Raw genomic sequence first — 18,739 nt, forward strand, 5'->3', positions numbered from 1 at the left:
CTTGGCTTGTACGGACGATGCTATGGGGTTAGATTGAATAACTCAAATTCATATTTTTTATGCTTTGGATAACCAAAAGGAATCCGAAACCGTGGATCTGGCTAACCTCAGCGCCTTTATCGCCATTGCCGAAACCGGCAGCTTCTCCGCGGCAGGCGAGCGCCTGTTCCTGACCCAGCCGGCGGTCAGCAAACGTATTGCTGGATTGGAACAACAGCTCGATGTGCGCTTGTTCGACCGCTTGGGCCGCGAGGTGACCCTGACCGAAGCCGGGCGTGCCCTGTTGCCGCGCGCTTACCAGATTCTCAACGTGCTCGATGATACCCGCAGAGCGCTGACCAATTTAACCGGTGAAGTTGCCGGTCGCCTGACCCTGGCCACCAGCCACCACATCGGTCTGCACCGCCTGCCCCCGCTATTACGGGCGTTTACCCGTCAGTACCCGGCTGTGGCGCTGGATATTCAGTTCATGGATTCGGAACAGGCCTACGATGAGATCCTCCACGGCCGCGCCGAAATTGCCGTAATCACCCTCGCGCCTGAGCCTCATCACCTGGTCAGGGCGGTGACGGTCTGGGATGACGCCCTGGATTTCGTCGCCGCCCCCGAGCATCCGCTGGCTAGCAACGCCGTCGTCAGCCTGGCGGACGTTGCTCGCCACCCGGCGGTGTTCCCCGGTGGTAACACCTTCACCCACCACATCGTCCAGCGCCTGTTCGAAAGCCAGGGCTTGATGCCCAACATCGCCATGAGCACCAACTACCTGGAAACCATCAAGATGATGGTGTCGATTGGCCTGGCCTGGAGCGTGCTACCCCGCACCATGCTCGATGAGCAGGTTGCACCCATCGCTTTACCCGGCATACAGCTGTCGCGCCAGCTAGGCTACATTTTGCACACTGAGCGCACGCTATCGAATGCAGCCAGGGCCTTCATGGCCTTGCTCGACAGCCACGCGGGGTCCGCCTGACCGCCCGTCAGCCCGGCATTTCCAACTCAAGGACGCATCACACGCCAAAGGTCTGGTACCCATGCCCAAATCAGCGAATCGCTTTCCGCGCTTGCCGCGTATCCCTGCGGCTGACCCCCAGGAGTCGGAGCAAGCCTGGCAGAACGCCCCGCAATTGCTCGCCGCGCTCAATGGCGCGCGCCTGGGGGCCTGGCTGTGGGACATCGACACCGGCCGCATCAGCTGGTCGCGCGGCACCCAGGCGCTGTTCGGTTTCGATCCGCGGCGCCCGTTGCCCAACGACATCGATTATCTGGACCTACTGCCGGAAGAGGACCGCGCCCGTACCCGCCAGCTGTTTCACGCCGCCGTCAATGGCGAGCCGGTCGAGCAGGCCATGCGCCACCGCATCCGTTGGCCTGACGGCAGCCTGCATTGGCTGGAGATCAACGGCAGCCTGACCCATGATCGCCAGGGTCGGCGACAGATGATCGGGGTGATCCGTGAAATCACCCGCCAGCGCGAGCGGGAAACCGCACTCATCAACTCGGAGAAGCGCTTCGCCACGCTGTTTCACCTGAGCCCGAACGCGATTCTGCTCAGTCGGCGCCAGGACGGCATGATCATCGAGGTCAATCAGCACTTCGAAGACATGTTCGGCTGGACCGGCAGCCAGGTCGTCGGCAAGACCAGCCTGGAGCTGGGCCTTTGGGTCAACCCGCAGCAGCGCGATCAGGTCATGGAGGCGACCCGCGCCAACAACGGCCCGGCGATCATGGAGGTGCAGTTCCGCGCCAGCTCCGGAAAACTCCATGACGGCATACTCTGCACCCAGCGCATCGAGCTCGAGGGCCTGACCTACCTGATCAGCACCTTCGTCGACACCTCCGAGCGCAAACGCGCCGAGCTTGCCCTCAAGGACAGCCAGGAACGCCTGGACCTGGCGCTGGACTCGGCTCAGCTAGGGACCTGGGATTGGCACATTCCCAGTGGCATGCTCTATGGCTCGGCGCGCGCCGCCCAGCTGCACGGCCTGGAGCCGGTGCCGTTTCACGAATCGTTCGAATCGTTCTTCGAGGGTGTGTCGACCGATGAACGTGACAACATGCGCGATGCCTACCGCAGCCTGCGCGAAGGGCCGGCCGGCAATTATCAGATCACCTACCGCGTGCAACTGGACAATGGCGCTTCGCGCTACATCGAGAGCCGGGCACGGCTGTACCGCGACGAGCACGGCAACCCTTTGCGCATGGCCGGAACCTTGCTCGACATCACCGAGCAGGTGGAGCGCGAGCAGCGCTTGAGCGCGTCGGAAGAAAAGTTCGCCAGCCTGTTCCAGGTCAGCCCAGACCCAATCTGCGTCACGCGCCAGGACACCGGGCAGTTCATCGAGATCAATCCAGCGTTCACCCAGACGTTCGGCTGGAAGGCCGAGCAGGTCATCGGCCGTACTGCCGAAGAAATCGGGCTATGGTCGGAGCCACTCGAGCGCGCCCAACGCATCGAGCGGGTGATCCGCGACCAGGCGCTGAGCAATGTCGCAGTGCTGGTCAACCACCGCGATGGCATGCTGCTGACCTGCGTGATCGCCAGCCGCCTGATCAGCGTCGACAACCAACCGTGCAGCGTCACCACCCTGCGCGACATTACCCAACAGCAGCGTGCGGAAGCTGCACTGAAGTCCAGCGAGGAGAAGTTCGCCAAGGCGTTTCACTCCAGCCCCGACGCCATCATCATTACCGAGCGTCGCAGCGGACGCTATCTGGAGGTCAATGATGGCTTCAGCCGTCTGACCGGCTACAGCGCCGACGAAGTGATCGGGCGCAGCGCCTATGAGATCGGTATCTGGGCGGACGACAAGCAGCGTAGCGCCCTGCTCACCGAACTCAAGGAACTGGGCCGGGTTCATCACCGCGAGATGCTGGGGCGCAACAAGCGTGGCGATATTCTCACGGTGGAGGTCTCGGTCGAGCCCATCAGCATCAACGAGGTCGATTGCCTGCTGCTGACTGCGCGCGATGTCAGCCAACTGAAAAACGCCCAGGCGCAGATCCGCCACCTGGCCTATCACGACCCGCTGACCAACCTGCCCAACCGGGCCTTGCTGATGGACCGCCTGAGCCAGCAGATCGCGTTGCTGCGCCGCCACCATCTGCGCGGCGCGTTGCTGTTCCTGGACCTTGACCACTTCAAGCACATCAACGACTCACTGGGCCACCCGGTGGGCGACACCGTGCTGAAAATCATCACTGCTCGCCTGGAGGCCAGTGTGCGCCTGGAGGACACCGTGGCGCGCCTGGGTGGCGATGAGTTCGTGGTGCTGCTAAGTGGCCTTGAGGGCAGCCGCGAGGCAGTCGAGGAACAAGTGCGAGCCTTGGCGGACACCTTGCGTGAGCTGCTGGCCGAGCCCATGTCGCTGGACGGTCAGCGCCTTCAGGTGACGCCCAGCATCGGCGTGGCGTTGATTCCCGATCATGGCGCCACCCCGGCGGATCTGCTCAAGCGTGCCGATATCGCCTTGTACCGGGCCAAGGACTCAGGCCGCAACACGACGCAACTGTTCCACAGCACCATGCAAAAGGCGGCCAGCGAACGCCTGCGCATGGAGAACGACCTGCGCCTGGCGCTGGCACGTGGCGAGCTGGCGCTGCACTTTCAGCCGCAAGTGGATGCTCGCGACAACCGCATCGTCGGCGCCGAAGTGCTGTTGCGCTGGCACCACCCGCAGCTGGGCCAGCAACCCCCTGCACAGTTCATCCAGGTTCTGGAAGAAAGCGGTCTGATCCTCGAGGTGGGGAGTTGGATCCTCGATGAAGCCTGTGACGCCTGCGCTCGTCTGCTGCATGACGGCTTGATCGATGCCGATGACTTCAGCCTGTGCGTGAACATCAGCCCGCGGCAGTTTCGCCAGAACGACTTCGTCCAACGCGTGCTGCGCAGCCTGGACGACCACCGCCTGGCACATCAGATACTCAAGCTCGAGATTACCGAGGGCATCGTCATCCAGAACCTGGAGGACACCATCAACAAGATGCGCGAACTCAAGCGCTACGGTGTGAGCTTCGCCATGGACGACTTTGGTACCGGCTACTCTTCGCTGACCTACCTCAAGCGCCTGCCGGTGGACGCCTTGAAGATCGACCAGACGTTTGTCCGCGATGCCACCGACGACCCCAACGATGCCGAGATCGTCCGCGCCATCGTGGCCATGGCGCGCAGTCTAGACCTTGCGGTGATCGCCGAAGGTGTCGAGCTGACTGAACAACTGGCTTTTCTCGAGCGGCTGGGCTGCCACCTGTACCAGGGCTACCTGCACAGCCGGCCGCTGCCGTTCGAGCAGTTCCGCCAAATGCTGCTCGAGGCGCCTGCTGGCGAATGAAACGAACAAAGGGCACCCGAAGGTGCCCTTTGTCGTGTCACACTGCCCGCATCAGTTCAGCGCAGGCTTGTCGCCGTTGATCGGGATGCGCTTGGCCTTGGCTTCTTCAGGCACGATGCGCAGCAGATCGATGCTAAGCAAGCCGTTGGCCAGGCCCGCCGATTTCACTTCGATGTGATCGGCCAGACGGAACGACAGCTTGAACGCGCGCTGGGCAATGCCCTGATGCAGGTAGGTCACCTCAGCGGCGGCGTTTTCGCGCTTGCCACCGGTTACGGTCAGCACACCTTTCTCGACTTGCAGGTCGAGGTCCTGATCCTGGAAACCGGCTGCAGCAACCACGATGCGGTAGTGGTCATCGCCATGTTTTTCCACGTTGTAGGGAGGGTAGCTGCTACCCGCCTCATTGCGTGCCGCGGATTCGAACAGGTCGTTGAAACGGTCGAAACCAACGGAATGGCGGAACAGTGGAGCGAGGGAAAATGCGGTAGTCATGTCATGAACTCCTGAGATTCAGCAAGTAAAGTCACTACGCGACCCGACTTCGGCATCGCGTACTCAGAAGATAGGGACGCGGTAAACGCTTTCAAGGGCGCCTTGCAAATTTTTTTTTGCAGGGCGCACCTGCGCTCAGGCGACGCACGGCTCCAGCGCCACGGGATCGACTCCAAGCAGGCGGCTGATGCGCCCGCAGTCATCTTCACGACGCAGCTCGGCGAACAACTGCACGGCTTGTGGGTAGCTGCGGGTCAGCATCGCCAGCCACTGTTTCATGCGCCCTGGCGCATAACGCGGGGACAGCTTGGCCTGGGCCTGGCGCCAGAATTCACGCAGCAAGGGCAGCAACTGCTCCCAGCTCAACGGCTGATAAACGCGCCGGTCGCGGGCCGCCGCAATTTGCAGGGCCAGATCAGGCCGAGACACCAGCCCCCTGCCCAACATGATGTGCTCGGCGCCGCTGACTTCGCGGCAGCGGCGCCAGTCGTCGACGGTCCAGATCTCGCCGTTGGCGAACACCGGCACTGCGACCACCTGCTGCACCCGGGCTACCCATTCCCAATGTGCCGGCGGCTTGTAGCCCTCTACCTTGGTGCGCGCGTGCACCACCAGGTGCGCCGAGCCGCCTTCGGCCAGCGCGCGGGCGCAGTCCATGGCGCCATCGGGGCTGTCGAAACCCAGGCGCATCTTCGCGGTGACTGGAACATGTGCAGGCACGGCACGGCGGACTTCACGCACGATGGCATGCAGCAACTCAGGCTCCTTGAGCAGCACCGCACCACCGCGCGATTTGTTGACGGTCTTGGCCGGGCAACCGAAGTTCAGGTCGATGACCGGTGCCCCCAGTTCGCAGGCGAGTGCGGCGTTGTCGGCCAGGCACATCGGGTCCGAGCCCAGCAACTGCACGCGCATGGGCACGCCAGCGGCTGTCCGCGCACCTTGGCGCAGCTCCGGTGCCAACTTGTCGAACGAGGAAGCGGGCAGCAGGCGGTCGCACACGCGGATGAACTCGGTGACGCACCAGTCGATGCCGCCCACGCGGGTCAATACGTCGCGCAGGATGTTGTCGACCAGCCCCTCCATGGGGGCCAGGGCAATTTGCATTTCTCGTTCTCGCGGAAAAAGGCGGCAGTCTACCAAACAATGCGCGCGCTTCAGCGACCGATCAGCGCCGGACCGTAGCCTTCGAGAAATTCGGCGGGCATGCGCTTGGGCTTGCCAGTGGAGAGCTCGATGCAGGCGAATGTGGTCTGCGCCCGCAATAAGGTCACGCCGTCACGTGGGCGCTTGAGCTGAAAGCGTCGAGTCATGCGCAGGCGCTGATCCCAATCGACGATCCAGGTTGCCAGTTGCAGCTCGTCGTCCTCGTAGCCAGCGGCGTGGTAATCGATTTCATGGCGCACAACTGCCATCGCCCGATCAAGACGACGGTACTCTGCCAGATCCAGGCCCAGACGCTGAGAGTGGCGCCAGGCGCAGCGTTCGAGCCAGGTGACATAGACCGCGTTGTTGGCGTGGCCGAGCCCGTCGATGTCTTCGCTACTCACGCGCAAGTCGATGATGAATGGCGCTGCCAAGTCCCAGCTCATGCCCGCTTCCTTGAGATAAAACCGAATTTAGCCGGGTAGATGCGCTAAAAGTCCAGTCTTGTGTGACGCTGTGCCGCCACTGGCTAATGCCGGGATTTATCAGGGAAAAAACAAAAGGCCCATTCAATATGCGAATGAGCCTTAAAAGTCCCGCAAAACGCGGGTAAAAATGGCGTCCCCTAGGGGACTCGAACCCCTGTTACCGCCGTGAAAGGGCGGTGTCCTAGGCCACTAGACGAAGGGGACGTAACCTTCGCGCAGGTTCAATAGTGTGAACCCTGGCAGAAATGGTGGAGCTAAGCGGGATCGAACCGCTGACCTCCTGCATGCCATGCAGGCGCTCTCCCAGCTGAGCTATAGCCCCGAAACAAAGACTCATTCAATATGCGAACAAGCCTTTTAAGTCCCGCAAAACGCGGGTAAAAGTGGCGTCCCCTAGGGGACTCGAACCCCTGTTACCGCCGTGAAAGGGCGGTGTCCTAGGCCACTAGACGAAGGGGACGTAACCTTCGTGCCGGTTCGCTTGCGCAAACCGCGGCAAAATTGGTGGAGCTAAGCGGGATCGAACCGCTGACCTCCTGCATGCCATGCAGGCGCTCTCCCAGCTGAGCTATAGCCCCGGATTTTTAGCCTCGCGGCCCAGCGATTGTGAAACATCGCTTGTGCAATACTGGCGTCCCCTAGGGGACTCGAACCCCTGTTACCGCCGTGAAAGGGCGGTGTCCTAGGCCACTAGACGAAGGGGACGAACCTTCTTACCTTCAAGACCTGGTTGCTGGACCCGGTCTTGCTCGACAGCCATGACTGCCGAACGGAATTTGGTGGAGCTAAGCGGGATCGAACCGCTGACCTCCTGCATGCCATGCAGGCGCTCTCCCAGCTGAGCTATAGCCCCACAATGTCACTCTGAACCGAAGCGCTGGCTGGGTGCCTGGCGTATCGTTTACGTTCATCGCTGTGGACGGGGCGCATATTAAGATCGGCAGGTCAGACTGTCAAACGAATTTTTCAAAAACTTCAAAAGTTTTTTCACAGATAACAATCACTTACCGCCCTGCCCTGCCACAACTGCCCGCCCGGCAGCGATGGCGCGCCCTTACGACGCGCCCCTCGGCCCTCAAGCGATGGTCAGCAAAAGCTTTTCCCACTCTTTGTTTTCTTTCTTGGAAACACCGCCCAGCAGGTCAAGCGCCTGGCGCAGACGGTAACGGGTCAGGTCTGGGCCAAGGATCTCCATGGCGTCAAGCACCGATACCGAGCTGGCTTGGCCAGTGATAGCCGCGAACATCAGCGGCATGGCGTCTCGTAGCTTCAGTTGCAGCGCGTCCACCACTGCCTGAATGCAGCCGGTAATCCGCTCTTTTTCCCACTGACGCAGGCCTTCGAGCTTCCACAGGATCAACTGCAACACCTGACGCACCTGATCGCTCGAGAGCTTCTTGCTTTCGAACAGCTTGGCATCGAGCTTCAGTGCACCCTCGAAGAAGAACCCGCCCAACGGTGCGATCTGGCTGAAGGTTTCGACCCGCCCTTGCACATGCGGTGCGATCTTCATCATGTAATCGCTGTTGAAGGCCCATTGCTGCACGCGAGCGGCGAATGCCTCGACCGGCAGCTCCCGCAGCCACTGGCCATTGAGCCAGGACAGCTTCTCGATGTCGAAGATCGGGCCGCCGAGCGATACCCGCGACAGGTCGAAGTGCTCGACCATTTCGGCCAGCGAGAACTTCTCACGCTCGTCCGGCATCGACCAGCCCATACGGCCGAGGTAGTTGAGCATCGCCTCAGGCATGAAACCCATACGTTCGTAGAAGGTCACCGAAGTCGGGTTCTTGCGCTTGGACAGCTTCGACTTGTCGGGGTTACGCAGCAGGGGCATGTAGCACAGCTTGGGCTGCTCCCAACCGAAATACTCGTACAGCTTGATCAACTTCGGCGCGGACGGCAGCCATTCCTCTCCACGCAGCACATGGGTGATACCCATCAGGTGGTCATCGACGACGTTGGCCAGGAAGTAGGTCGGCAGGCCGTCGTTCTTCATCAGCACCTGCATGTCCATGCGATCCCACGGGATCTCGACATCGCCACGCAGCATGTCCGGCACCACACAGACGCCTTCGCTCGGCACCTTCATGCGGATCACGTGCGGCTCACCTGCGGCCAGCCGGCGCTGCACTTGCTCATCGCTCAGCAACAGTGCACGGCCGTCGTAGCGCGGCGTTTCACCACGCGCCATTTGCTCGGCGCGCATTTGCTCCAGCTCCTCGGCGGTGCAGAAGCAGTAGAAGGCGTGACCGGCATCAACGAGCTGCTTGGCGTATTGGGCGTAGATTTCGCCGCGTTCGCTCTGCCGGTAGGGGCCGTGGGGGCCACCGACATCCGGACCTTCATTCCACTCGATGCCCAGCCACCGCAGGGCGTCGAAGATCTGCTGCTCAGATTCACGGGTGGAGCGCAGCTGATCGGTGTCTTCGATGCGCAGGATGAACTCACCGCCGTGCTGCTTGGCGAAGCAGTAGTTGAACAGGGCGATGTAGGCAGTGCCAACATGGGGATCGCCAGTGGGCGATGGCGCGATACGCGTACGAACGGTGGTCATGGAGGGTCTCGAACGAAAGATGAAACAAAGGCGCGATGTTAGCAGGGAGCAGGCACCCGGCTCCAGCGGTGGTACTCAGCATGCCCTGCCCTGCTGCCCCGGCGCCATGCCTGCAGTGTCATCACGTGGTGATCAAGCGCTCGCGCAGTTGGGTGATTTCGTCGCGCAACTGTGCGGCTGCCTCGAATTCGAGATCCCGGGCGAACTGCATCATTTTTTCTTCCAGTTGCTTGATGCGCTTGGTGATCTCGCCAGGGGTACGCAGCTCGGCTTCGTAGCGCGCGGTTTCCTCGGCAGCCTTGGCCATGCCCTTGCGTTTCTTGCTCCGCGCACCCGGCACCGTGGCGCCTTCGAGGATGTCGGTGATGTCCTTGACCACGCCTTTGGGCACGATGCCATTGGCTTCGTTGAACGCCAGCTGTTTCTCGCGGCGACGCTCGGTCTCGTCAATGGCACGCTGCATGGAGCCGGTGATGTTGTCGGCGTACAGGATCGCGCGACCATTGAGGTTACGCGCCGCCCGGCCGATGGTCTGGATCAGTGAGCGTTCGGAGCGCAGGAAGCCTTCCTTGTCGGCGTCAAGGATCGCCACCAAGGATACCTCGGGCATGTCCAGGCCTTCGCGCAGCAGGTTGATGCCCACCAGCACATCGAAGGTACCCAGGCGCAGGTCGCGGATGATCTCGACGCGCTCCACGGTGTCGATGTCCGAGTGCAGATAGCGCACCCGCACATCGTGGTCGGCCAGGTAATCGGTGAGGTCTTCGGCCATGCGCTTGGTGAGCGTGGTCGCCAGCACCCGGTCGCCTTGCTCGACGCGCTTGCGGATCTCGGACAGCAGGTCGTCCACCTGAGTCAACGCCGGGCGTATTTCGACCTGCGGGTCGACCAGGCCGGTCGGACGCACCACCTGCTCGACCACCCTACCCGCGTGCTCGGCCTCATAGGGCCCAGGCGTTGCTGAGACGAAGATGGTCTGCGGACTCACCGCTTCCCATTCATCGAAGCGCATTGGCCGGTTGTCCAGCGCAGAAGGCAGACGGAAGCCGTACTCGACCAGCGTCTCCTTGCGCGAGCGATCGCCTTTGTACATGGCGCCGACCTGCGGAACACTGACGTGGGATTCGTCGATGACCAGCAAGGCATCGGCCGGCAAGTAATCATACAAGGTCGGTGGCGGCGCGCCGGCTGGGCGACCGGACAGGTAGCGCGAGTAGTTTTCGATACCGTTGCAGTAGCCAAGCTCGAGGATCATCTCCAGGTCGAAGCGGGTGCGCTGCTCGAGACGCTGGGCCTCGACCAGCTTGTTGGCCTTGTGCAGGTACTCGAGCCGGTCCTTGAGCTCGGCCTTGATGCCCTCTACCGCGTCCAGCAGCGTCTCACGCGGGGTGACGTAGTGGCTCTTGGGGTAGAACGTGAAGCGCGGCAGCTTGCGAAACACCTCGCCGGTCAGCGGGTCGAAGGCGGCGATGTTCTCCACCTCGTCGTCGAACAGCTCGATGCGAATCGCCTCGAGATCCGATTCGGCCGGGAAGATATCGATCACGTCGCCGCGCACGCGGAAGGTGGCGCGGGCGAAGTCCATTTCGTTGCGGGTGTATTGCAGGTCTGCCAGGCGCCGCAGCAGTGCGCGCTGGTCGAGCTTGTCGCCACGGTCGACGTGCAGCACCATTTTCAAATAGGTTTCAGGGCTGCCCAGGCCATAAATGCACGACACGGTCGTGACGATGATGGCATCGCGGCGCTCGAGCAGGGCCTTGGTCGCCGACAGCCGCATTTGCTCGATGTGGTCGTTGATCGAGGCATCTTTTTCGATGAAGGTGTCGGACGACGGCACATAGGCTTCCGGCTGGTAGTAATCGTAGTAGGAAACGAAATACTCCACCGCGTTGTTCGGGAAAAACGCCTTGAACTCGCCGTACAGCTGGGCAGCGAGAGTCTTGTTCGGCGCCAGCACCAGTGTCGGTCGCTGCACCCGCTGGATGACATTGGCGATGCTGAAAGTCTTGCCTGAACCGGTTACCCCGAGCAGGGTCTGGTGCGACAAGCCGGCCTCGACGCCCTCGACCATCTGGCGAATGGCCTCGGGCTGATCGCCGGCGGGCTGGAAACGGGTGACGAGCTGGAACTCGGACATGGCAGACCTCGCGGTGACGCAGCAACTGTAAATTTAGCCAGTAGTTTATACCCTTATGCGTCTCCCAGGGGTCGTTATCCAGACCAAGCTGTGAACGCGCATTACGGTTGACCGGGCAATTCGACCAATGGTCGAAAAAAATTCGGGCAAATAGCCGCAAAACCTGCGCCAGGCTGTCGCAGCCACACGCCGGTATCTCTATACTGACTCCCCGTTTGTGCACCGCTTCAGTGCATTCGGCTGGAGCGTGTACGCCTTTTCACTCTCCAATCAGAGCCGAAGTAACAATGAGCCTGTTTTCCGCTGTCGAGCTGGCACCCCGCGACCCTATCCTGGGCCTCAACGAAGCTTTCAATGCCGATCCGCGTACCGATAAGGTCAACCTCGGGGTGGGCGTTTACTGCAATGAAGAGGGCCGCATTCCGCTGCTGCGCGCCGTGATCGAAGCCGAGACTCAGCGTGCCGCCCAGCACGCCTCGCGGGGTTACCTGCCAATCGACGGTATCGCCACCTATGACCAGGCCGTGCAGCAGCTGCTGTTCGGCGCCCAGTCGCCGCTGCTGGCCGCGGGCCGTGTGGTGACCGTGCAGGCGGTGGGCGGAACCGGCGCATTGAAGATCGGTGCCGACTTCCTCAAGCGCATCTCGCCTGACGCTGTGGTCGCCATCAGCGATCCGAGCTGGGAAAACCACCGCGCCTTGTTCGAAGGCGCAGGCTTCCCAGTGCAGACCTACCGCTATTACGACGCGCCTAGCAACGACGTCAACCGCACCGGCATGCTCGAAGACCTCAACGCCTTGCCAGCGGGCTCGGTCGTGGTACTGCATGCCTGCTGCCACAACCCGACCGGCGTGGACCTGACACTGGAAGACTGGAAAAACGTCCTGGACGTGGTCAAGGCCAAGGGTCACGTACCGTTCCTCGACATGGCCTACCAGGGCTTTGGTGAGGGGATCGACGAGGACGCCTTCGCCGTGCGCCTGTTCGCTGAATCGGGCCTGGAATTCTTCGTCTCCAGCTCCTTCTCCAAATCCTTCTCGCTGTATGGCGAGCGTGTCGGTGCGTTGTCGATCGTGACCGCCTCGAAGGACGAGAGCACTCGCGTGCTGTCGCAGGTCAAGCGGGTCATCCGCACCACCTACTCCAACCCTCCGACCCACGGTGCGACCATCGTCGCCACTGTGCTTAACAGCCCTGAGCTGCGTCACATGTGGGAGACCGAGCTGGCTGAAATGCGCGAGCGCATCCATGGCATGCGCAAGCAGATGGTACTGCTGCTTGCCGAGTATGGCGCCAAGCGCGATTTCAGCTTCGTCGGGCGCCAGGTGGGCATGTTCTCCTACTCGGGCCTGAGCGTCGATCAGGTCGCACGGCTGAAGAACGACTTCGGCATCTATGCCCTGGACACCGGTCGCATCGCGGTCGCCGCGCTGAACCAGAGCAACATCCACGTGGTCACCAAGGCCATCGTCGAAGTGCTGTAACTGCTTGATTTGCCAGGAGGTGGGCTTGACTTCCTCCTGGCAGACGTTAAGATACGCGCAGATTCCGCGATAGCTCAGTCGGTAGAGCAAATGACTGTTAATCATTGGGTCCCTGGTTCGAGTCCAGGTCGCGGAGCCAAATACTGAAAAGCCCCCGTATGCGCAAGCATCGGGGGCTTTTTCGTGGGCGTGTATCGTCAGTGCCACACGCTCAGGCGTCGCGTCCCAATGGATAGAATTCACCCTGGCTCCAGACACCGAGCCATCGCTGGCCGTCAACGGTGTGGGGTACCGCCAACTCCACCAGTTGATAGAACACGTTGCGATTGATCAGCGCTTCAAGGTTGCTACGCATCAGCACGTAAGGTGACGGCTCCTGGGTCGACGGGTCGGTTTCCACCCGCAGGGGATTGAGCGGCCCGGCGTCAACCTGATCGTCCACGTTGCTGGTAAAACGCAGCACCTGACTCGGCCCACTGCCTTGAACGTCCAGGGACACGACCACGAACGGCGCATCGTCGACGCGAATACCGACTTTCTCGACTGGCGTTACCAGGAAGTAATCATCGCCGTCGCGGCGGATAATGGATGAAAACAAGCGCACCATCGGCTTGCGCCCGATCGGCGTACCCAGGTAATACCAGGTGCCATCACGGGCGATACGCATGTCGATATCGCCACAGAATGCCGGGTTCCACAGATGGACCGGTGGCAAACCTTTACCGGCAGGCAGTTGCGCCAGGAGATCGTTCGCTTTGCCGGTTTCAGTCATCACTCTGCCCCTACCTGCTCATGCCCAGAAGGCTACGAGCGTACTCGCGCATGGGCGCTGCAAGCAAACCCTGGGGCGTCTGGTCGTGAAACGTCAACAATCCGCCACGGCTCTTGATCCGCGCCGTGTCGATCAGGTAGCGAGTATTGGTTTCGATCAGCATCATCTGCACCACACCGCTGTCCCAACCCAGACGATCGACGGCTTGCTCGTCATACCACTCATCGCCGTTGCCAATGCGATCGTCAGTGCGGGCAAAGCGGGTGTAGAGGACATAATCGGCGCCCACCGAACGCGCTTGCGCGAGCGCTTCCTCAAGGCCCAGCGGTCCTTGGGCACGTCGCACCAGCGGGAAATATTCCACAAAGCTCTTGAAGGCTTCTTCGGCCACCGCATTCTGCTTGGGCAGCGGCCCTTTGCCGGGTGGCATGAAGGCGCCCTGGCCGATGAAGATGAATGAGTCCGGCTGCAGGCGGATCGACAAGGTGCGACGGGTATCGCTGTGATTCCGCAGACCCGCATCGCTCATATGGTAACGGACGCCCTCGCCCATATCGCTGACATTCATGCAGCCGCCCAGCGCCATCAGCGCCAGCAGCAAGACCAGGCTACGCATCTTTCCTCCAGTGACCGGTGACGAAAAACCGGCGAATAGCCGCGGGATGCAGCTTTTGCGCCAGCTCGACCCGCTGGTCAACGTCGTCACCGCAGTGCTGCCGGCGAATGCGCCTAAGCCGCTTCAGCCAGCGGGCTCAGGGTCGCGCTTGCGCTTGTTGCCCATGCGCACGCCGATGTCCATGAGGAACTGGAAAAAACCCTCCTGGTCCTCGAGCACATTGCTCCAGAACGGCGAGTGGTACAGCGCCACTGCGCCATGCACCAGGGCCCAGGCCGCGCAATAGTGGAAATAAGGCGGCACATCTTCGAGTTTGCCTTCGCTGATACGACCCTTGATGAGCTGAGTCAACCGGTCGAAATTAGAGGCACGGATGCTGTGCAGCTCCTCGACCATGTCTGGGACCTGGTTGCCCTTCACCACCTTTTCTTCGAGGCGGTCGAACAGACGGTAGCGCTGCGGGTCACGCATGCGGAATTCGAAATAGGCGCGCGACAACGCCTCTTTGTCACGGTCGACGTCGGCCGAATGCAGCAGTGCGTTCAAATCGCGCTCGTAGTCGAGCATCAAGCGCAGGTAGATTTCTGCCTTGGACTTGAAGTGCTTGTAGATGGTGCCTTTGCCGATACCCACCGCGTCGGCGATCATCTCGACAGTGACGCTGTCTTCACCCTGTTCGAGAAACAGCTTCAGCGCGGTATCGAGGATTTCCTGTTCGCGACGGCGAAACTCACGGACCTTACGAGGTTCTTTCTGCATAGGAAGGACTGGATGACATTGAAGCGGATTATTATGCCTAACTTGCAGCAAATTGCACGGATCATCCAAAGATCCCTGTGTTTCATGATGCGTTATGGCCCAATCGCATGCCTCCACCCTCGTGCACTCATTAATTTCAGGCCGCGTGGTGCAGGGTTTGGCAACGGTGAACTGCTTTCAGGAAGGAAGCACTCGCACACGTATTCCAAATCTGTTTAAAAAACGTACAAAAAAGCCCTGGCGCCGCGCCGGACTTGACCAATACTTGAAGTGTCGACGCGACGCATCCCCCCGAGTGGCGCGTCGATAAAGGTGCTCAGGGACCGCGTACCTTTGTTTTACTCCTAATGGTCTTAACCCGGTTTCCCCCCCAGAACCCGGGTTTTTTTTTGCAGGTGCTGCAGCCTCAGGCCACCCGTGCCAAGGGGAACAGACGCTTGAAGTTGGCCGTGGTCTGTTCGGCCAACTGCGCGTAGCTCACGCCGCGCAACGACGCCACGTACTCAGCCACCTCACGCACGTACTGCGGCAGGTTGGGCTTGCCGCGATGTGGAATCGGCGCCAGATAAGGCGAATCGGTTTCCACCAGCAGGCGATCGACCGGCACCTGTCGCGCCACGTCGCGCAGCGCCTCGGCATTGCGGAACGTCACGATGCCGGAAAGGGAGATGTAGTAACCCAGATCAAGTGCGGCCTTGGCCATGTCCCAGTCCTCGGTGAAGCAGTGCAGAACACCCGCCTGGGCGAGGTCCGCCTCACGCAGCAAGGCCAGGGTGTCCGCCCGGGCCGCGCGGGTGTGCACGATCACAGGCTTGCCAGTCTGGCGCGATGCTTCAAGGTGCAGGCGGAACGATGCCTGCTGCAACTCGGCCGCTTCAGGCTCGTAGTGATAGTCCAGGCCGGTTTCACCGATCGCGACCACATGCGGGTGCGCCAGCTCGCGCAATAGCCACTCCAGCGCTGGCGTCTCGCCGGGCGCCAGGTCGAGTGGATGCACGCCTACCGAGCAGTCGACATCGGCATAGTGCTCGCTGAGCGCCTTCACTGCTCCGGCATTCTCGGCGCTGACGCCGATACACAGAAAATGCCCCACACCGCGCTCGCGCGCGGCTTGCAAGGCGGCATCGAGCGAGCCTTGGTGGGCGCTCAGGTCCAGGCGATCAAGGTGGCAATGGGAATCTACAAGCATGGCGGTGGCACGTGTGAAAGGTGAAAGAATCAGCGCGAAGCCGGCAACTGAACCCAATGGGCAAGCAAGGCTTCGAGCAGCAATACGCGATTGAGGTTGGCCTTGCCAAGCACCTTCTGGCGCTGCTCCAGAATCCATGCCTGGACATCGAGCACCCGGCCCTGGCGAGTTTTTTGCGCAAGGTATTGCACTACCTTGCGCATGTCCTCCAAGCCTAACCCGGCTTCGTCCTCGGTCAACTGGTAACGCAGGATCAACTGTGCCCAGTCGCAGAACCAGTCGAATATCAGCAACAGCGGCACGCCGTTCCAGGCCTCGGCCAATTGACTGGGCGACGCTTGCTGCTTGAGCAGCTTCTTGACGCCCTCGACGACCAACGCCCGCTGTTCGAGCACTCCCTGGGCATGCAGACTCAGCGCCCGCAGCGGCGACCCTGCCGCCAACGCGAGCAGCTGGGCATGTTGCTCTGTACCCTGTTCAGGCAACGCTGCCGCAAGCCACGCCCGGCTCTGGGTGAGGCCAGGCTGCGGGCAGGTGATCTGCTGACAGCGGCTTTTGATGGTAGGCAGCAGTCGGCTGGACTGGTGACTGACCAACAACAACACGGTATCGCCCGATGGCTCTTCCAGGCTTTTGAGCAAGGCATTGGAGGCATTGACGTTCATCGCCTCGACCGGCTCGATCAGCACCACCTTGCGCCCGCCCAATTGCGCCGTCTGGACCACGAACGACACCAGCTCGCGCACCTGATCGACCTTGATCGGCTTGTCGGGCTCTTCAGGCTGGAGCACAAAGTTGTCTGGATGACTGCCGGCCTTGAGCAGCAGGCAGGCCTTGCACTGCCCACAGGCATCCGGGCCATTTGGCTGCTGGCATAACAGACGCGCCATCAGGCGTTCGGCCAGAGCCCGCTTGCCGGTGCCCTGCGCACCGTGCAGCAGGTAGGCGTGGGCATGCTGGGCGCGCCCGGCCAGTTGTTGCCAGAGCGCCTGGTGCCAAGGGTAGGCTTCAGCCATGGCAGCGTTCCACGATGCCCGGCAGCAACGCATCGATCGCCGACTGCACGCGCTCCAGCGGCTGCGCGGCATCGAGCAGGCTATAGCGCTGCGGTTGGGCCTCGGCCCGTTGCAGGTAAGCGTGTCGCACGGCGTCGAAGAAGGCTTTGCCTTCCTGCTCGAAGCGGTCCAGACGGCCCCTGGCAGCGGCACGGGCCAAGCCGACTTCGACAGGCAGATCGAACACCAGGGTCAGATCGGGACGCAGGTCAGCTTGGACGAACTGCTCAAGCATGCCAATGCGCGCCAGCGAAAGGCCGCGTCCGCCGCCCTGATAGGCATAGGTCGCATCGGTGAACCTGTCGCACAGTACCACCGCACCACGCGCCAGTGCCGGGCGAATCACTTCGGCCAGGTGCTGCGCACGGGCGGCGAACACCAGCAGCAGCTCGGTGTCGGCCGCCATGCGCTCATCACTGGGGGCGAGCAACAATTCTCGGATTTTTTCCGCCAGGGGCGTCCCCCCCGGTTCGCGGGTCAGCACCACGTCCAGGCCGTGCTCGCGCAAGCGTGCGGCCAGGTAATCACGGTTGGTGCTCTTGCCCGCGCCTTCGGGGCCTTCAAGGGTTATAAACAAGCCGCTCACAGGCAGTCCTTACTGGGGTTGATCTGGCGCCGACGCGTCGGCCGGCTCGGCCTGCTCGGCCGGTTGCGCAGCAGGCTCGGCAGGCGCAGGCTGCGTGGCCGGGCTAGAGCGGTAATCGGCACGGCGCTTGAGCTGAAACTCGCGAACTGCCGAGTTATGGTCGTCCAGGTCGTCGGAGAACACGTGGCTGCCATCGCCGCGAGCGACGAAATACAGGCTGGTGCCATCGGCCGGATTGAGCGCGGCATGGATCGCCTCGCGCCCGACCATGGCGATGGGAGTCGGCGGCAGGCCGGTGATGGTGTAGGTGTTGTAGGGGGTAGGTTCACGCAGGTCGGCACGGGTGATTCTGCCGTTGTAGCGCTCGCCCATGCCATAGATGACCGTCGGGTCGGTCTGCAGCATCATGCCCAGGCGCAGGCGCCGAATGAACACACCTGCGATCTGTCCGCGCTCCTGCGGGATACCGGTTTCCTTCTCAACCAACGACGCCATGATGAGCGCCTGGTAGGGGTCGCGGTAAGGAAGATCGGTGGCGCGCGCGGCCCATTCCTTGGCCAGCACTTCGTCCAGGCGCATGTAGGCCTGTTGCAGCAGCTCGACATCGCTCATGCCACGCACGAAGCGGTAGGTGTCAGGGAAGAAGCGCCCTTCGGGGAACACGCCGGTATGGCCAAGCTTGTCCATCACTTGCGCATCGCTCAGGCCATCGAGCGTGTGCTTGAGCTTTTCATGCTTGGCTACTGCCGCGCGCACCTGGCGGAACGTCCAACCCTCGACCAAGGTGAGGTTGTACTGCACCACGTCGCCGCGGCGCCAGGCGTCGAACAGGTTTTCCACGCTCATGCCGGGGGTCAGGCGATATTCGCCGGTATGCAGCGGCGTGCCGGCCATGTTGAAGCGCCAGTACAGGCGCAGCCAGAAGGCGTCATCGAGCAAGCCATCGGCTTGCATGCGATAGAACATGCGATTGGGCGTAGTCCCGGTGGGCACGTCGAGCATCTGCTCTTCGCTGACATGCAGGGGCTGCTCGAGCACCGAGCCGATCTTCCACGCTGACCAACCCAGCGTCAGGCCAGCAAGGATCAGGCTCATTTCCAGCAGCAGCAGGAATTTGCGTCTCACGA

At 61.7% G+C, this 18,739-nt stretch carries 15 protein-coding genes and 7 tRNA genes; 4 read left to right on the forward strand and 18 right to left on the reverse strand.

The genetic code is table 11. The annotated features are described in order from the left end of the window. Positions 1-91 precede the first annotated feature (91 nt). Together ACLEJW_RS15065 and ACLEJW_RS15070 are read left to right on the forward strand one after the other, a co-directional pair. Positions 92-970: a LysR family transcriptional regulator gene (locus ACLEJW_RS15065; RefSeq protein WP_440777831.1), complete on the forward strand. Its 879-nt coding sequence runs from the start codon at positions 92-94 to the stop codon at positions 968-970. Positions 971-1,031: 61 nt separating this feature from the next. Further along, entirely contained in the window at positions 1,032-4,328 is a 3,297-nt protein-coding gene (locus ACLEJW_RS15070) for a PAS domain S-box protein (RefSeq protein ID WP_313460158.1), read from the forward strand. Between the two features lie 51 nt (positions 4,329-4,379). Here ACLEJW_RS15070 and ACLEJW_RS15075 read toward each other — a convergent pair whose 3' ends face one another. From ACLEJW_RS15075 to uvrB, 11 genes are all read right to left on the reverse strand, one after another. Next, complete coding sequence (locus ACLEJW_RS15075; protein ID WP_145193157.1) at positions 4,380-4,823, reverse strand: Hsp20 family protein; 444 nt, start codon at positions 4,821-4,823, stop codon at positions 4,380-4,382. A gap of 135 nt (positions 4,824-4,958) precedes the next feature. After that, positions 4,959-5,930, reverse strand: a complete 972-nt coding sequence (locus ACLEJW_RS15080) for a tRNA dihydrouridine synthase (RefSeq protein WP_440777832.1) — start codon at positions 5,928-5,930, stop codon at positions 4,959-4,961. Positions 5,931-5,980: 50 nt separating this feature from the next. Beyond that, positions 5,981-6,415: an acyl-CoA thioesterase gene (locus ACLEJW_RS15085; RefSeq protein ID WP_313460164.1), complete on the reverse strand. Its 435-nt coding sequence runs from the start codon at positions 6,413-6,415 to the stop codon at positions 5,981-5,983. Between the two features lie 170 nt (positions 6,416-6,585). Continuing rightward, a tRNA-Glu gene (locus ACLEJW_RS15090) sits at positions 6,586-6,661 on the reverse strand. Between the two features lie 42 nt (positions 6,662-6,703). Next, positions 6,704-6,779, reverse strand: a tRNA-Ala gene (locus ACLEJW_RS15095). A gap of 62 nt (positions 6,780-6,841) precedes the next feature. After that, positions 6,842-6,917: transfer RNA gene (locus ACLEJW_RS15100), tRNA-Glu, on the reverse strand. Positions 6,918-6,959: 42 nt separating this feature from the next. Beyond that, positions 6,960-7,035: transfer RNA gene (locus tag ACLEJW_RS15105), tRNA-Ala, on the reverse strand. A 51-nt stretch (positions 7,036-7,086) separates the two neighbouring features. Continuing rightward, positions 7,087-7,162 (reverse strand) — tRNA-Glu (locus tag ACLEJW_RS15110). 72 nt (positions 7,163-7,234) lie between these two features. Continuing rightward, positions 7,235-7,310 (reverse strand) — tRNA-Ala (locus ACLEJW_RS15115). A gap of 222 nt (positions 7,311-7,532) precedes the next feature. Beyond that, complete coding sequence (gltX, locus tag ACLEJW_RS15120; RefSeq protein WP_313298294.1) at positions 7,533-9,014, reverse strand: glutamate--tRNA ligase; 1,482 nt, start codon at positions 9,012-9,014, stop codon at positions 7,533-7,535. A gap of 121 nt (positions 9,015-9,135) precedes the next feature. Continuing rightward, positions 9,136-11,151 carry an excinuclease ABC subunit UvrB gene (uvrB, locus tag ACLEJW_RS15125; RefSeq protein WP_145193149.1) on the reverse strand — a complete coding sequence of 672 codons (2,016 nt, stop codon included), beginning with the start codon at positions 11,149-11,151 and terminating at the stop codon, positions 9,136-9,138. Positions 11,152-11,438: 287 nt separating this feature from the next. Between uvrB and ACLEJW_RS15130 the strand changes: the two genes are divergently transcribed. Further along, on the forward strand, positions 11,439-12,635 hold the full coding sequence (locus ACLEJW_RS15130; protein ID WP_145193147.1) for an amino acid aminotransferase: 1,197 nt from the start codon (positions 11,439-11,441) through the stop codon (positions 12,633-12,635). Positions 12,636-12,698: 63 nt separating this feature from the next. Continuing rightward, positions 12,699-12,774, forward strand: a tRNA-Asn gene (locus tag ACLEJW_RS15135). A gap of 72 nt (positions 12,775-12,846) precedes the next feature. Here ACLEJW_RS15135 and ACLEJW_RS15140 read toward each other — a convergent pair. From ACLEJW_RS15140 to mltG, 7 genes are all read right to left on the reverse strand, one after another. Next, complete coding sequence (locus ACLEJW_RS15140) at positions 12,847-13,407, reverse strand: DUF1285 domain-containing protein (RefSeq protein WP_313298290.1); 561 nt, start codon at positions 13,405-13,407, stop codon at positions 12,847-12,849. Between the two features lie 10 nt (positions 13,408-13,417). Further along, the gene (locus ACLEJW_RS15145) at positions 13,418-14,023 is read right to left on the reverse strand and encodes a DUF4823 domain-containing protein (protein WP_440777833.1); all 606 of its coding nucleotides are present in this window, start codon (positions 14,021-14,023) and stop codon (positions 13,418-13,420) included. Between the two features lie 123 nt (positions 14,024-14,146). Beyond that, positions 14,147-14,782, reverse strand: coding sequence for a TetR/AcrR family transcriptional regulator (locus ACLEJW_RS15150; RefSeq protein ID WP_145193141.1), 636 nt, complete (start codon positions 14,780-14,782; stop codon positions 14,147-14,149). 406 nt (positions 14,783-15,188) lie between these two features. Continuing rightward, positions 15,189-15,971 carry a TatD family hydrolase gene (locus ACLEJW_RS15155; RefSeq protein ID WP_145193139.1) on the reverse strand — a complete coding sequence of 261 codons (783 nt, stop codon included), beginning with the start codon at positions 15,969-15,971 and terminating at the stop codon, positions 15,189-15,191. Between the two features lie 29 nt (positions 15,972-16,000). Beyond that, a complete protein-coding gene (locus ACLEJW_RS15160) occupies positions 16,001-16,987 on the reverse strand; it encodes a DNA polymerase III subunit delta' (protein WP_440777834.1) in 987 nt (328 codons plus the stop codon). Continuing rightward, positions 16,980-17,612 carry a dTMP kinase gene (tmk, locus tag ACLEJW_RS15165; RefSeq protein ID WP_145193135.1) on the reverse strand — a complete coding sequence of 211 codons (633 nt, stop codon included), beginning with the start codon at positions 17,610-17,612 and terminating at the stop codon, positions 16,980-16,982. Before tmk ends, ACLEJW_RS15160 begins: the two co-directional genes overlap by 8 nt. Positions 17,613-17,621: 9 nt before the next feature. Then, positions 17,622-18,737 (reverse strand): endolytic transglycosylase MltG, encoded by a 1,116-nt coding sequence (gene mltG / locus ACLEJW_RS15170; RefSeq protein WP_440777835.1) that lies wholly within the window; start codon positions 18,735-18,737, stop codon positions 17,622-17,624. Between the last annotated feature and the right edge of the window lie 2 nt (positions 18,738-18,739).

Origin of the sequence: Pseudomonas sp. SMSB3, from assembly GCF_052041965.1 — a bacterium.
Classification (GTDB): domain Bacteria; phylum Pseudomonadota; class Gammaproteobacteria; order Pseudomonadales; family Pseudomonadaceae; genus Aquipseudomonas.